This window comes from Serratia symbiotica (assembly GCF_000821185.2).
Taxonomy (GTDB): Bacteria; Pseudomonadota; Gammaproteobacteria; order Enterobacterales; family Enterobacteriaceae; genus Serratia; species Serratia symbiotica.
Window position 1 is genome coordinate 1248474 of the sequence record NZ_CP050855.1, and the last position, 14767, is coordinate 1263240.

A 14767-nucleotide genomic window follows, 5' to 3' on the forward strand; every position below is an offset into this window, starting at 1 on the left:
TCGCGCTGCTGCGCTAAAAATTTGGCGGTTAGCCCACACTGTGTTCCAGGCTAATAGCCAAGAGTTCCTGTGCTTCGGCGGCGAACTCCAACGGCAGCTCAGAGAAGACGTCCTTACAGAAGCCATTGACGATCATTGAGATGGCGTCGTCTTCGCTGATGCCACGCTGGCGGCAGTAGAATAACTGGTCATCGCCAATCTTCGACGTCGTGGCTTCATGCTCCAACTGAGCGCTATTATTGCGTGTCTCAACATAGGGGAAGGTATGGGCACCGCTATGCGGCCCGATCAGCATCGAGTCACACTGGGTAAAGTTACGCGCATTTTCCGCCCCTGGCAGGATTTTTACCAAGCCACGGTAGGTATTCTCACTGTGACCGGCGGAGATCCCCTTGGCGATGATGGTCGATTTGGTGTTATTACCGATATGGATCATCTTGGTGCCAGTATCCGCCTGCTGGTAGCCGCTGGTCAGTGCCACCGAGAAAAACTCGCCAATCGAGTTATCGCCTTGCAGGATCACGCTAGGGTATTTCCAAGTGATCGCCGAGCCTGTTTCCGACTGAGTCCAGGACATTTTTGAGCCGGCACCTTCACAGAGTGCGCGCTTAGTGACGAAGTTTAGGATGCCACCTTGCTTCTCGCCGCCAGAGAACCAGTTCTGCACCGTTGAGTATTTCACCTCGGCATCCTTATGCAAAATCACCTCCACTACCGCAGCGTGCAATTGGTAGTTGTCGCGCACCGGGGCGGAGCAGCCCTCAATGTAGCTGACATAACTGCCCTCATCGGCGATCAGGATGGTACGTTCAAACTGGCCGGTTTTGGCGGCGTTGATGCGGAAGTAGGTCGATAGTTCCATCGGACAACGCACCCCCTTCGGCACATACACAAAAGTGCCGTCCGAGGCCACCGCCGCATTTAACGCGGCGAAGAAGTTATCGTTACCGGGTACGACACGGCCTAAATACTGGCGCACCAGCTCGGGATATTCCTGAATGGCTTCGCCGAACGAGCAGAAAATCACCCCGCTCTCTGCCAGCTTTTCGCGGTAGGTGGTGGCAACGGAAACCGAGTCAAAAATGGCATCCATTGCCACCTCGCCACCTTCACGCACCGGCACACCAAGCTGGTTGAATGCCAACTCCACTTCGTGGGTCAGGTAGTCTTTTTCCGCCACCGCGTTTTGTGGCGGCTCTGCCCCGGGTTGCCCCGCGCAAACATCGTCACAACTGCCGCAGGAGGGTGCCGAATAATAACTGTAATCCTGATAGTTCAGGCGTGGGTAGTTGGCTTTGAGCCAGTGCGGTTCCTTCATCTGGAGCCAGGCTCGATAGGCTTCAAGACGGAATTCTAACATCCACGCAGGCTCGTTGCGCTTGGCCGAAATGGCGCGCACTACCTCTTCATTGATACCTTTGGCCAACTCATCGGTAGCCAGTTGAGTGAAGAAACCTTCTTTATAACCACCTTCGCTGACCCAAGCTTGCATTTCATTAGGTATTTCTACATTGCTTCGTGTCATGTTAATTACATCGCTCAAATACCAAAACTCTCGCCACACCCGCAAGCATGCTGAGCTTTAGGATTATTAAATTTAAACATCTGATTCAACCCTTCGCGAACAAAATCCACTGTGGTGCCATCGATAAACGGCATGGCTTTTAATGGCACGTAAAGTTTGGCACCACCGCGTTCAAACAGTAGGTCGTCATCGGCCGGATCACAGCTCAGATCCAACACATAAGCAAAACCGGCACAACCGGATTGCTTCACCCCTAGCTGTAGCCCTTTCGCCTGTGGCTTCTGCTGCATTAGTTTAATAATTTGTTGTACGGCGCTGTCGCTGAGCGTAATGCCTTGCCAAACATTGTCATTCAAAGAAAAAGTGCCAACATTTTCCGTTTGCATAGGGTCTACCTTACATTTGTGTCTGATCACCACTGAGTCAGGTGGATTATATGTTAGTGATAAGGCGTGTCACTTCAACCGTTTGTTTTACAGGGGTACCAGCCTTAAGCGAGGTTTTCGTGACCTCGCACGGCAAGCCCCCGTGACAGTCACGGTGCTTTGCGCAGTTTGGTGCAAAGGCGTCGATCTTATCCCTCTGAATTTACTCCATACCCTGTATCTGCGTAGCGCTTACCCCACTGGGGTGCAAGCTTTACAGCTCTGCAAAAAATTGCCAACAAAAAATTCATAGAAAATACTCATTTTAGCCTCTCGTCTGTCATAAAATGCGTTCAGCGACAGTAATCGGCCTTGTCTGGCCCTTGGTGGCCCGAAAATCAGTCAATTATTGCCGTAGTCAGACGCGATGTGCAGCACAGGTGCCCGCACGCATCGAAAATCTCAATCTGCCACACCTGATGCCGGCGGCCAACATGCAGCGCCCGGCATACGCCACGCACATGGCCATCAAATACCGCGCGCAGATGGCTGGCGTTGATTTCCAGCCCTACCACTTTTTGCGGGTCCGCGCTGCACAGATAACCCGCTATTGAGCCGATCGACTCCGCCAGTACCACCGAGGCTCCGCCGTGCAACAGCCCGAACGACTGGCGAGTGTGTTTGTCCACCGGCATGGTGGCTTCGAGGAAGTCCTCTGCAAGTTGGGTAAATTCAATTCCCAGGTAGCTGATCATGCAGCCTTCGCTGATACGGTTTAACTGCTCCAGAGACGTTTCACGTTTCCACAATTTCACACAATGATCTCCAGAAGTGCCTGTAATGGATGGCGCACGCTGCTGCCTTCAAGGCGCTTTATCTGGCTACGGCAGGAATAGCCCGTCGCCAAACAGCGTTGTGGCGGTAGGTGCTGTAGCGCCGTATGCCACGATAGCTGATAAATACCACGCGAGTTCAGCACATTCTTCACCTCATGGCCGTAAGTACCAGCCATACCACAACAGCCAACGCTGACATTTTCTAATTTGGCACCAAAGCAGGCGAAAATCGCCGCCCACTGCTGACCGCTGACTGGCTGAGCGGTGGTTTCAGTACAGTGACCAAACAGATACCAAGGTTCACCCGTTGCTGGCTGCATGGTGCGTTCAGCCAGCAACGGCTGTAGCCATTCATGCACCAACTGTACCTGGAAGTCGCCGCGCTTTTCACCTAGGATCTCGTGATATTCATCGCGGTAGCATAGCACTAACGCCGGATCGACCCCCACCAGCGGCATGCCAAGTTGCGCCACGCGGTTAAGAATATCGGAGGTATGGCGTGCAGTGCGGGCAAAGCCCGTCAGGAATCCATTGATATGTTGCGCCTTACCGTTCGGTGAGAACGGCAGTAGCACCGATTTAAAGCCGAGTTTTTCCACCAGTTGGACAAAGTCTGCCACCACCTTGGCATCGTAGTAGCTAGTGAACGGGTCTTGTACGATCAGCACATATCGTGCACGTTGTGCGGCGTTCAGCCCTGCCAATTGCTTCAACGTTGTGGTGATGGCGCTATGGCCGGAGAGCTGCTGACGCAACGTAGGGCTGGACAGCATCGGTAGATCGATCATGCCAATGGCACTGCGGCTCATTTCGCGCACCCAAGGCTGGCGCAAGAAAAAATTGAACACCTTCGGTGCTTTAGCCATCAGCGGCGTGTAGCTCTCCACCCCGGCGACGACATAGTCACGTAGCGGTCGCAAATAGCGGGTGTGATACAACTGCAAAAAACGTGAACGGAAGTCAGGCACGTCAATTTTGATCGGGCATTGGGTAGAACAGGCTTTACAAGCCAGACAGCCGGACATCGCCTCTTTCACCTGGTGCGAGAAATCGTACTCGCCCTTAGCTGCGTGCCAACTATTGCGGGTTTTCTCGATCAGGGTGCGGAAGCTGAAACGTTGCTGCGGCAACTGTTCCTCCAGCGACAACGGATTAATACCCTGCTCTGAGAGTAAGCGCAACCACTCACGCACCAGCGCTGCTCGCCCTTTGGGCGAGTGAACTCGGTTACTCGTGATCTTCATCGATGGGCACATCGCGCTGTGCACGTCAAAGTTGAAGCATAGGCCATTGCCGTTGCACGCCATCGCGCCGCGCATTGATGTGCGGATCTCGATGGGGATCTGCCGATCGAACGTACCACGCTTGATGGCGTCTACTTTCATCAATGGCGCGTCTTCATTCATTGGCGCACAAATTTTGCCTGGGTTGAGTCGATTATTTGGATCGAATACCGCTTTAATACGGCGTAATTCTTCATACAGCGTTTCCCCGAAAAACGCTGGACTGTATTCGGCGCGGAACCCTTTGCCATGTTCCCCCCACAGCAGGCCACCGTATTTAGCGGTCAGCGCCACCACCCGATCGGAAATCTGCTTCATTAGCACTTCCTGCTGTGCATCGCATAGGTCGAGCGCTGGCCTAACATGCAACACACCAGCATCGACGTGGCCGAACATGCCGTAACTCAGGTTATGGCTATCCAACAGTTGGCGGAACTCAGCAATGTAATCCGCCAGACAGTGCGGTGGCACACAGGTATCTTCGACAAATGGGATCGGCTTGGCTTGCCCTTTGGCATTGCCCAATAAGCCGACTGCCTTTTTACGCATGTGGTAGATGCGTTCGATACCTGCCAGATCGTCGCAGACTTGATAGCCGATCACGCCTCCCTGCCGCTCAGCGATCAATTCATCAAGCCGCCGACACAGCCTCTTTAGCTGTCTGTCGATCCGTTCCTGGTCGTCACCGGCAAATTCGACGATGTTCAAACCCAGCATGGCTTTATCAGGCACCGGGGTGATCAGCGCGTTCACCGAATGCCAGACGATATCCTCACGTGCCAGGTTCATCACCTGAGAGTCGATGGTTTCCACTGACAGCGCCTTGGCGGCGACCATAAAGGGCGCGTTGCGCAGCGCTGAATCAAAGGAGTCGTATTTAACGTTAACCAGCCGACGCACCTGCGGTAACGGCGTTATGTTCAGTCGCGCTTCGGTGATAAACGCCAATGTGCCTTCGGAGCCGGTCAGAATACGCGTCAGATCGAAGGTTTGCAGATCGTCGCTCAGCACATGCCGCAAATCGTACCCCGTCAGGAATCGGTTGAGTTTGGGGAATTTCTCCAGGATCAACGCACGTTGGTCACGGCAGCTCTTCAGTACCTGATGGTAGATGCGTCCTTCAGCGGTTTTTTCCAGAGCCGTCATCTCCGCCAGCGGCGTTGGCATCGCACAGGTGTCGATCAATTCGCCGCCCAGCAGTACCGCCCGCAGGCCAAGCACATGGTCGGACGTTTTACCATAGACCAACGAACCTTGCCCGGAGGCATCGGTATTGATCATGCCGCCTAGCGTGGCGCGGTTACTGGTGGAGAGTTCCGGTGCAAAAAAGTACCCGAATGGCCGCAGATACTGATTCAGCTGGTCTTTGATCACCCCAGCTTCAACTCGCACCCAACCCTGTTTGAGGTTAATTTCCATAATGCGCTTCATATAGCGCGACATGTCTACCACTATGCCAGTATTGAGCGACTGGCCGTTGGTACCGGTACCACCGCCTCGTGGGGTGAAGGTCAACGCCGTGAAATGTTCTTCCGCCGCAAGACGGGCGATCAACACCACATCGTGGGTAGAGCGAGGAAACACCACAGCATCGGGCAGCATCTGATAAACGCTGTTATCGGTGGCCATCGCCAGCCGATCAGCGTAGCGGGTGGCAGTATCGCCGTTAAATCCATGTTGCTTCAGTGCGTCCAAAAAATCGCACGCCCGTTTAACGAGGCGGGGTGTCTGAGAAATCGCTGGGATCATTGGCTTTTTAACCCTGGCTACTTATTTTTATGCGCTAAAGCACGTTAAGAGCGTATCCCATTAGGCTATTTTATTTGCCATTCTGGCCTTGAGCAATACTCACCATACTCACATGCTCCCTGTACGCTGCGGTTGTTGCGCGCTGTCGGTGTGCAAACTGGCTACAATAATGTAGGCCTACTACCTACTGGGATAGGCACAACATCAGGTCGTTATTCAGACCCACCCTATTTTTATTGCTGACCTACTCGGTTAGTGTAGGCATACACATTATTCCCAATTCCATCGCAAAAATGTGCAGTGCGCTGTGAAAATTGGCGAAGATGAACCATGATAATGCAGTGCCACGGAATTAACTTACGAGAAAGAGACCCATTGATGACACAACCGCAACACCGATACGATTTACCACGGATTATTTTTGGTGTGTTGTTTATCGCCACCATGATCATCGCCAGTTTTTGGGTCATCCAGCCGTTTATTCTCGGCTTAGCCTGGGCCGCGATGGTGGTGATCGCAACCTGGCCATTGCTGATCAAGTTGCAAAAGCTGCTGTGGGGGAGACGCTCGCTGGCAGTGATGGCCATGACGATGCTACTGATCTTGCTGTTCATCCTGCCAATTTCTCTGATGATCGGGAGCCTGGTGGATAACAGCGGCCCGGTTATCGCTTGGGCCAGCACGCTCGGCAAGCTGCATATGCCTGAGTTTGTCTGGCTGCAATCCCTACCGATGTTCGGTGACAAGATCTATAACAGTTATCATGCCTTGGTCAATGCTGGCGGTGCCGCGCTGCTGGCAAAAATGCAGCCGTATTTTGGCCAAACTGCCACCTGGTTTGTCACGCAGGCGGCACATATCGGCCGCCTGCTGCTGCACTGCACGCTGATGCTGTTGTTTAGCGTGATACTGTATGCGCGTGGTGAGCAGGTGGCGCTGGGTATCCGCCATTTTGCGGTGCGTTTGGGCGCTGAGCGCGGCGATGCAGCGGTGTTGCTGGGCGGGCAAGCGATTCGTGCAGTGGCGCTGGGTGTGGTGGTGACAGCACTGGTGCAGTCAGTGTTGGGAGGGATCGGCCTGGCACTGAGTGGTATCCCCGCCGCCACTTGGCTGACGGTGCTGATCTTTATCTGCTGCGTGGCACAATTGGGACCGCTGCTGGTGCTGGTGCCAGCCATCATCTGGCTGTACTGGAGCGGTGATACCACTTGGGCTACGGTACTTGTGATATGGAGTTGCGTGGTCGCCACGTTGGATAACGTGCTGCGGCCAATGCTGATCCGCATGGGGGCTGATTTGCCAACGCTACTGATCCTGTTAGGGGTGATCGGCGGCCTGCTGGCCTTCGGTTTGATCGGCCTGTTTATCGGCCCGGTGGTACTCGCGGTGTCCTACCGCCTACTCACCGCCTGGATGGATGAAGCAGCTAAGCCGACCACTACGCTGCAAGATGTGGCGAGAAATCTGGAAGAGAGCTAACCCTCCCACTACTGCCCAGTTCGCCGGGCAGTATTTCTATTATGTCTGTCTTATTACTTCCCGTCGCTATGAGTCATAAAATAAAATGCTGCTATTTATTGGGATGATTCCTAATGACTCATAGTAACTTACTATTGTAATATAGTTGTATTAATTGCTGTGTGTAGTCTTTAACCCATCATTTATGGTGGGTTTTTTTTATTCTTCTTACGCCAATATAATTATTTTTCAGCCCCAGTGTAAGACTGTCAGCAGAGATATTCATCCCATCAGCACCCCCCCCCCCTGCCTTCAGGAGAGGGGCAGCCATCCGTATTATCATAAATAATTCGGAACGGGTTCTCGGCACGCTGAACCTGGAATAAAAGCAGTTCCCTTCATTCTCTCCTCTGGCATTTAGTACTTCTTCCTCAAATGCACAGTATTCTTTTATATGTTCTGCTATTCGTGGATTTTTCTCGGCTGTCAGTTCCCGTTTTATGCGATTAGTATCACCATCGTTATTGTCCAAGTGAGCGATGACCACAGGCGTTCCGGCAGCCTTGAACCGCAGCCAGAACTCAAAATCCTTGCTGTCATTTGCCCCAGACACCAGATACTGCACCCGGGCGGAAATCAGGTCATTCTTTTCTGCTCGTCTGTAATAATATAACTGTCACTTTTTAGATCGCGGATGACACCTTAACGAAACACTGGCGCGGCATAAGCGCCAGGTATCAGGGGATAATGGCTATGTACAACAAAGGGAACGCCGCTGCCGGTTGAACCAGTCAGTTCTTTATCGATGGAAATTCTACCCGGAGATACGCCAAGCTTTACCTGTTCTTCCTGCTTCACGGCCAAGTCCTGCCTTTGGAATTTATCAAACAAATATTGTCAGTGGCCGGGCATGACACCTTTATCAGCGAAGAGAAAGGGATCGATATCTGCCACAAGATCCGTGTAGGTTCCAGCGCCATGGTGATGGTGGTTGGGTGATCCTCAATAAAAAAATTTTCCTTGATGTCTTTTTCCAACCACATGATAATAATTATCAATTTGATAATAATTTTCATTTGAGGTGGATAACGATAAACAATCTCAGCCGCTCTCCACCCTCCACCGGCAGGTGCAGCGTGGATACGTTCCCTTGTTATAACAGTGCACTATTGCTCGATACCGATGGTCTGGCAGTTTATCCATCAAGATCAACGCTATCAGTTGTGGCAGATTAAAGCCGGGAAATGCTTCCTGACTAAGAACCTATCCCATTAGGCTGTTTTATTTGCCATGTGGCCCTGTGCAGTGCTCGCCATCCTCACGGACTCCCGGTATGCATCGGTTGTTGTGCGCTGTCAGTGTCCAAGCGGGCTGCAACAATGTTCCTGTGCTGGGATAAGCTCTAAATAACGCAAGATCCTTTAAATGTCAGCCATCCCGTTGACTGTGATCCAGATAGCTAGACATAACTATTGATATGTTCAAACACACGGAGAGTTGCCCAATGCCCTTAACCATTTCCACCCGGCTACGTTTTTCCGCATTGAGTCTGGCCATTGCCTGCACTCTGCCTACGGTGACCTTTGCACAAAACACCAACACAACCTCTTCTTCCGCCCCGGCCTCAGCCAAAAGGAACCCAGCCACTGACGACACGATAACCGTGAACGCCACTGGCAATCCGCGCCGCAGTTTTGACGTGCCAATGATGGTAACGGTGATCGAAAGCAACACCCCTGAAAGCCAAAGCGCCAGCACTGCAGCCGATATGCTGCGACGCGTGCCAGGCATTAGCATTACTGGCACTGGCCGCAGCAACGGCCAGGGCTTCATGATGCGTGGCTATGATCGCCGTGGCGTATTAACGCTGGTGGATGGCATTCGCCAGGGTACCGATACCGGCCATATCGACGGGATCTTTCTGGATCCAAGATTGGTGAAACGCGTTGAAGTCGTGCGTGGCCCTTCAGCCCTGCTGTACGGTAATGGTGCGTTGGGCGGCGTAGTATCTTATGAAACCGTCGATGCCGCAGACTTGCTGTTACCGAGCCATGATACCGGCTACCGGGTATACGCTACCGCAGGCAGCGGTGATCACAGTCTGGGCATGGGTGCTAGTACCTACGGCAAGACTGACCACCTTGACGGCTTATTGTCGTTCGGCATCAGTGATGTCGGTAACCTGCATCAGGGTAACGGTTCCGATGCACCAAACGATGAAACCATCAGCCACCTGCTGGCCAAAGGCACCTGGAAGATCGATGATAACCAATCATTAATCGGTAACCTGCGCTATTACAACAACCGTGCTCAACAACCGAATAACCCTCAGCAATCCTTCAGTGGGCACGACAACCTGATGACCGACCGCTCAACTATTTTGCATGATATGGCACTGAGTTACAGGCTAAACCCGGTTGGCCAGGATTGGCTGGATGCTGACGCCAAAATTTATTATTCCCAAGTAGAAATAAATGCGCATACCCTAGGTAACGGAGACCAAAGTCGCCAACAAACTACTCACGGTGCCAGCTTAAAGAACCATACTCACCTGTTTGCCGATACCTTTGCCTCTCACCTATTTACCTACGGTACTGAGGCTTATAAGCAGGCGCAAACGCCAGATGGTGCTGCCGAAGGCTTTCCACAGGCGAAAATCCATTTCGCCTCTGGCTGGCTGCAAGATGAGGTTACGCTACGCGATCTGCCTATCACGTTGTTGGCTGGCACGCGTTATGATAATTACAAAGGCTCCAGCCAGAGTTACCCCGATGTTGATGCCGACAAATGGTCATCGCGCGGCGCAATCAGCATCACCCCGACCGATTGGCTGATGCTGTTCGCTTCCTATTCGCAAGCCTTCCGTGCACCAACCATGGGTGAAATGTATAACGATTCCAAACATTTTTCGAAATCTCGGGGACCGACGACCTTAACCAACTACTGGGTGCCAAACCCGCGCTTGAAACCCGAAACCAACGAAACCCAGGAGTATGGTTTTGGGCTGCGCTTTGACGATTTACTGTTGGCTGACGATAGCTTGCAGTTCAAAGCCAGCTATTTCGACACCAAGGCCAAAGACTACATCACCACCAATGTCACCATGAAGCTGGGATTTGGCCCGCAAGGCCCTTATTGCATCAGTTGCACTACTTCTTCCATCAATATAGATCACGCAAAAATTTGGGGTTGGGATGCGGTGTTGAGCTACCACACGCCGCTATTTGATTGGGATTTAACCTATAACCGCACCCGTGGTAAAGACCAGGCAAGCAGTGGTTGGTTGAGCAACATCAACCCCGATACCATCACCAGCAGACTGGATGTTCCGTTGGGTGCAACCGGCTTGTCGATCGGCCAAGTCGCTACCTTTGCCCAACGAATGACCTCTGTGACGACCGCCACAACTGAACAAGCTGGCTATGGTGTCAACAATTTTTATCTTAGCTATAAAGGGCGTGGTCACGCGAAAAATTTCACTTCTACCCTCATGCTGAGCAACGCTTTCGACAAAGAATACTATTCACCACAAGGCATCCCGCAGGAGGGGCGCAATGCCAAATTGCTGGTAAGTTACCAGTGGTAATTTTGAGCATCTGGCGGGGCAAATGACGCCCCGTTCCCCTATTTACGGCAGAGGAAATTAATTGATGAATAATACCCTTTATGAACGCTACCAACAGGCCAAAATCGATCATCCGGGAAAATACGCGCGCGATTTGGCAAGGCTCCTTGGCGTAAGCGAAGCGGAGCTGATCCATGCCCGCGTCGGCCATGATGCTCACCGCTTGCAGGCTAATACCCGCATCCTGCTCGCCGACCTCGAACACATCGGCGTCACCCAATCCATTACTCGCAACCATTATGCAGTGCATGAGCTGATGGGGCGCTACCATAACCAGCATCTCAACGGCCATGCCGGTCTGATCCTCAATCCGCGTGAACTGGACTTGCGTCTGTTCTTCAACCAGTGGGCCAGTGCCTTCTCCATGAGCGAGACGAGCAAATGCGGCGTGCGCCATAGCATTCAGTTCTTTGACCATCAGGGCGATGCGTTACATAAAGTGTACACCACCGACGAAACTGATTTGCCAGGCTGGATGGCGTTGGTTGAACGCCACAGGAACGAGGAAAACCCGCCCCTGATACTGCACCCGGCTGAGGTCGTTACGCTCAGCACAGTACTGGACGCCGAAAAAATCGACCGCGAATGGCGTGAAATGACCGACGTTCACCAGTTTTTCCCGCTGCTAAACCGCAATAAGCTGACGCGTCAACAGGCGTTTCGCGCCGTTGGCGACGATTTGGCCTTTCAGGTGGATAACGGTGCGCTGACGCAGTTATTAAATACCGCTCAACAGTGGCAAAACGAAATTATGATTTTTGTCAGTAACCGTGGCTGTGTGCAAATCTTCACCGGCCAGATCGAACGCTTGATGTCGCTGAAAGGCTGGATCAATGTAGTTAACCGCCGCTTCAACTTACACCTGGACGAAAATGCGATCGCCGAAAGCTGGGTCACTCGTAAACCGACCAAAGACGGCATCGTCACCAGCCTGGAACTGTTTGCCGCCGATGGTACGCAGATCGCCCAGCTCTACGGACAACGTACAGAAGGGCAAGCGGAACAAACTCACTGGCGTGAGCAGATCGCCGCGCTGCAAGCCAAGGACGTTGCCGCATGAAACCTTCATTGACCCGTTGTCTGGTGCTGGTGATCACGCTGACACTGCCACTAACCACTGCGGCAACGCAACGTATTGTCTCGATAGGCGGTGACGTTACTGAAATTGTCTTCGCACTTGGCGCGGGTGATGACGTGATCGCCCGCGATAGCATCAGCTTGCAGCCAAAAGCGGTTAAAAAGCTGCCGGACATCGGCTATATGCGCCAACTGAATGCTGAAGGCATTCTGTCGCTAAAACCAACGCTGGTGCTGACCACTGAACTGGCACAGCCGGCGCTAGTGCTCACACAGTTGGCCGAAAGCGGCGTTAAGGTGGTCAGCGTGCCAGGCGACACGACCCTGCAAACGGTGCCAAAAAAAATCGCCGTGATCGCTGATACAGTGCAGCGCAGCGAACAGGGTAAGCAACTGAGCATCCGCTACCTGCAACAATTGACGGCGGTCAACACCAGCCCTTTACCCGTCAAGGTGCTGTTTGTGATGAACCATGGTGGCATGACGCCGCTGGCCGCCGGGCAGCATACCGCCGCCGATGCGGTGATCACCGCCGCCGGGTTGAAAAATGCCATGCAGGGATTCGAACGTTATCGGCCGCTGTCGCAAGAAGGCGTCATCGCCAGCGCGCCGGATTTGTTATTGATCACCACCGATAGCGTGCGTTCGATCGGCGGTTGGCAACAACTGTGGTCTTTGCCAGGTCTGGCGCTAACGCCGGCGGGTAAAAATCGCCGTGTGCTGATCGTTGATGACATGGCGTTGCTGGGCTTTGGCCTAGAAATGCCAGCGACCTTGGCCAAGCTGCGCCAAGCGGCGGAGCAAAAGTAATGCGCAGCCGCCCTTCCCCTCCGTTGGCTATCGCCGGCCTACTGGTGTTGCTGACTTTGCTGGTATTGGTCGCCGCCAATATGGGGGCATTGACATTGTCATTCCTCACCCTGTGGCGTGAGCCATTCAGCGAGAGATCGTGGCATATCTGGCTGCACATCCGCCTGCCACGTGTACTGCTGGCAGTGGTGATCGGTTGTGCACTGGCGGTTTCCGGCGCGGTAATGCAGGGGTTGTTCCGCAATCCGCTGGCCGATCCCAGCCTGCTGGGCATTAGCAGTGGCGGCGCACTATTTGTGGCGCTAATTATCGTGATGCCACTGGCGCTGCCGACCGTTATCGGCTTATACAGTCAGATGCTGGCGGCTTTCATTGGCAGTCTGCTGGTCTTGCTGCTGATTTACGCCATCAGCCGTAGCGAGCGCGGCAACCTGTCACGCCTGCTGCTGGCAGGCATCGCCATCAATGCCTTGTGCATGGCAGCCATCGGAGTACTGTCTTATGTCAGTAGCGATCAGCAGTTGCGTCAGTTCTCCCTGTGGATGATGGGTAGCCTTAGCCAATCGCAGTGGCCGATGTTGATCATCGCCGTCTCGTTGATCCTGCCCGCTGCGCTGCTTACACTGCGGCAGGCACGGCGATTGAACCTGTTGCAGTTGGGCGATGAAGAAGCCCACTATCTGGGAGTGGATGTCCAGCGTACCAAATTGCAGTTGCTGTTGCTGAGCGCACTGCTGATCGGCGTAGCAGTGGCGATCAGTGGCGTGATTGGTTTTGTCGGCCTGGTGGTGCCGCATCTGGTACGCATGCGCCTCGGCGGTGATCACCGTTGGCTGCTTCCCTGCTCCGCACTGGGTGGCGCATGTTTGCTGCTGGTCAGCGATACGTTGGCGCGCACTCTGGTGGCCCCGGCCGAAATGCCGGTAGGGCTGATGACCAGCCTGATCGGCGGGCCTTACTTTTTATGGTTGGTGATGCGCCAGCGGGAGCCAATAAATGGATAGAACCGCAAGCCTGACAGCCCAGCATTTGTGCTATAGCCTAGGTTCACATTGGTTAATCAACGATGTTTCACTCAGCATCGCTAGCGGTGAAATGCTGGCGATTATCGGGCCGAACGGTGCGGGTAAGTCGACATTACTGCGTCTGTTGACCGGTTACCTGACACCAAGCTGCGGCAAATGCTGGCTGCTCGATCGCCCGCTGGAGCAATGGCTACCACAACAGTTGGCAAAAGTACGGGCGGTGATGCGCCAATATAGCGATCTGGCTTTTCCTTTCACCGTGGAAGAAGTGATTAGCATGGGGCGCTCTCCACATGGTCAGCGTGACAGGCAGCAGGCGATAGAACAGGTTATGGCGCAGACCGATTGCCTTGAGCTGGCACAGCGGGACTATCGCCAGCTTTCTGGCGGTGAACAACAAAGGGTGCAGTTGGCGCGCGTGCTAGCGCAGCTATGGCAACCACAGCCCTCCCCTTCATGGCTGTTTCTTGACGAACCTACCTCGGCATTAGACCTGTATCACCAACAACATACGCTACGGCTGCTGCGCGCTTTGACACGCCAACAGCCGCTGGGAGTCTGCTGTGTACTGCACGATCTCAACCTGGCCGCACTGTATGCCGACAGAATTTTGTTATTGCACCAGGGGCGGCTGGTCGCAGCGGGAACGCCGCAAGAGGTGCTATGCACGGGCATTCTCACCCGATGGTATCAGGCCGATTTAGGGGTAGTACATCATCCAGAAGTGGCATTGCCGCAAGTCTATTTACGGCAATAAGCATTAAGGAGGCAGAACTTAGAGCCTACCCCGTAAGCTTACGATGAACCTCTTGGACACGAAAAGGATATAGCTGATGTCCCCACACCACACCTGGTTCGGTGAGGCTGGTATAAATCGCCTTTTCAATAGGTTTGGCGAGGCCAGTGCTTCTTCCCAAGCCCCCACTATGCCGGTGCTTCCCCGGCTGGCGGTTGAGTAAACCACATTCCTGCATCAGTTTTTGGTCAACCAGCGCCCTATTGCGTATCGATGCA

At 53.4% G+C, this 14767-nt stretch carries 13 protein-coding genes; 7 read left to right on the forward strand and 6 right to left on the reverse strand.

All coding sequences use genetic code 11. The features are described 5' to 3' along the window. Positions 1-28: 28 nt before the first annotated feature. From sufB to ydiJ, 4 genes are all read right to left on the reverse strand, one after another. Positions 29-1525, reverse strand: a complete 1497-nt coding sequence (sufB, locus tag SYMBAF_RS06320) for a Fe-S cluster assembly protein SufB (RefSeq protein ID WP_040265903.1) — start codon at positions 1523-1525, stop codon at positions 29-31. Positions 1526-1539: 14 nt separating this feature from the next. Beyond that, the gene (sufA, locus tag SYMBAF_RS06325; protein WP_006708347.1) at positions 1540-1911 is read right to left on the reverse strand and encodes a Fe-S cluster assembly scaffold SufA; all 372 of its coding nucleotides are present in this window, start codon (positions 1909-1911) and stop codon (positions 1540-1542) included. A gap of 377 nt (positions 1912-2288) precedes the next feature. Further along, positions 2289-2645, reverse strand: a complete 357-nt coding sequence (locus tag SYMBAF_RS06330; protein ID WP_052447835.1) for a hotdog fold thioesterase — start codon at positions 2643-2645, stop codon at positions 2289-2291. A gap of 56 nt (positions 2646-2701) precedes the next feature. Then, positions 2702-5758, reverse strand: a complete 3057-nt coding sequence (gene ydiJ / locus SYMBAF_RS06335) for a D-2-hydroxyglutarate dehydrogenase YdiJ (protein ID WP_040265901.1) — start codon at positions 5756-5758, stop codon at positions 2702-2704. 378 nt (positions 5759-6136) lie between these two features. Between ydiJ and ydiK the strand changes: the two genes are divergently transcribed. Continuing rightward, positions 6137-7237 (forward strand): AI-2E family transporter YdiK, encoded by a 1101-nt coding sequence (ydiK, locus tag SYMBAF_RS06340; protein ID WP_040265900.1) that lies wholly within the window; start codon positions 6137-6139, stop codon positions 7235-7237. A 178-nt stretch (positions 7238-7415) separates the two neighbouring features. Here the strand turns inward: ydiK and SYMBAF_RS06345 are convergent, their stop codons facing one another. Both SYMBAF_RS06345 and SYMBAF_RS06350 read right to left on the reverse strand, forming a co-directional pair. Then, complete coding sequence (locus tag SYMBAF_RS06345) at positions 7416-7829, reverse strand: hypothetical protein (protein ID WP_152609147.1); 414 nt, start codon at positions 7827-7829, stop codon at positions 7416-7418. A gap of 89 nt (positions 7830-7918) precedes the next feature. Further along, positions 7919-8074, reverse strand: coding sequence for a hypothetical protein (locus SYMBAF_RS06350; RefSeq protein ID WP_162483247.1), 156 nt, complete (start codon positions 8072-8074; stop codon positions 7919-7921). 15 nt (positions 8075-8089) lie between these two features. On the opposite strand from SYMBAF_RS06350, the gene SYMBAF_RS18080 reads away from it, so the two are divergent. The 6 genes from SYMBAF_RS18080 (at position 8090) to SYMBAF_RS06375 (ending at position 14510) form a co-directional block, all read left to right on the forward strand. Further along, positions 8090-8215 carry a hypothetical protein gene (locus tag SYMBAF_RS18080; protein ID WP_264082019.1) on the forward strand — a complete coding sequence of 42 codons (126 nt, stop codon included), beginning with the start codon at positions 8090-8092 and terminating at the stop codon, positions 8213-8215. Positions 8216-8720: 505 nt separating this feature from the next. Beyond that, complete coding sequence (locus SYMBAF_RS06355) at positions 8721-10802, forward strand: TonB-dependent hemoglobin/transferrin/lactoferrin family receptor (RefSeq protein WP_040265896.1); 2082 nt, start codon at positions 8721-8723, stop codon at positions 10800-10802. 64 nt (positions 10803-10866) lie between these two features. Beyond that, positions 10867-11901, forward strand: coding sequence for a hemin-degrading factor (locus SYMBAF_RS06360; protein WP_040265894.1), 1035 nt, complete (start codon positions 10867-10869; stop codon positions 11899-11901). Continuing rightward, positions 11898-12728, forward strand: a complete 831-nt coding sequence (locus SYMBAF_RS06365; protein ID WP_040265892.1) for a heme/hemin ABC transporter substrate-binding protein — start codon at positions 11898-11900, stop codon at positions 12726-12728. The genes SYMBAF_RS06360 and SYMBAF_RS06365 overlap by 4 nt, the downstream gene beginning before the upstream one ends. After that, entirely contained in the window at positions 12728-13732 is a 1005-nt protein-coding gene (locus tag SYMBAF_RS06370; RefSeq protein WP_040265890.1) for a FecCD family ABC transporter permease, read from the forward strand. The genes SYMBAF_RS06365 and SYMBAF_RS06370 overlap by 1 nt, the downstream gene beginning before the upstream one ends. After that, entirely contained in the window at positions 13725-14510 is a 786-nt protein-coding gene (locus SYMBAF_RS06375; RefSeq protein ID WP_040265889.1) for a heme ABC transporter ATP-binding protein, read from the forward strand. The genes SYMBAF_RS06370 and SYMBAF_RS06375 overlap by 8 nt, the downstream gene beginning before the upstream one ends. Positions 14511-14767: the final 257 nt, after the last annotated feature.

Bases quoted from the DNA above. Each gene is read 5' to 3' on its own strand.
- sufB (WP_040265903.1), bottom strand. From the start codon at position 1,525: ATGACACGAAGCAATGTAGAAATACCTAATGAAATGCAAGCTTGGGTC.
- sufA (WP_006708347.1), bottom strand. From the start codon at position 1,911: ATGCAAACGGAAAATGTTGGCACTTTTTCTTTGAATGACAATGTTTGG.
- SYMBAF_RS06330 (WP_052447835.1), bottom strand. From the start codon at position 2,645: ATGATCAGCTACCTGGGAATTGAATTTACCCAACTTGCAGAGGACTTC.
- ydiJ (WP_040265901.1), bottom strand. From the start codon at position 5,758: ATGATCCCAGCGATTTCTCAGACACCCCGCCTCGTTAAACGGGCGTGC.
- ydiK (WP_040265900.1), top strand. From the start codon at position 6,137: ATGACACAACCGCAACACCGATACGATTTACCACGGATTATTTTTGGT.
- SYMBAF_RS06355 (WP_040265896.1), top strand. From the start codon at position 8,721: ATGCCCTTAACCATTTCCACCCGGCTACGTTTTTCCGCATTGAGTCTG.
- SYMBAF_RS06360 (WP_040265894.1), top strand. From the start codon at position 10,867: ATGAATAATACCCTTTATGAACGCTACCAACAGGCCAAAATCGATCAT.
- SYMBAF_RS06365 (WP_040265892.1), top strand. From the start codon at position 11,898: ATGAAACCTTCATTGACCCGTTGTCTGGTGCTGGTGATCACGCTGACA.
- SYMBAF_RS06370 (WP_040265890.1), top strand. From the start codon at position 12,728: ATGCGCAGCCGCCCTTCCCCTCCGTTGGCTATCGCCGGCCTACTGGTG.
- SYMBAF_RS06375 (WP_040265889.1), top strand. From the start codon at position 13,725: ATGGATAGAACCGCAAGCCTGACAGCCCAGCATTTGTGCTATAGCCTA.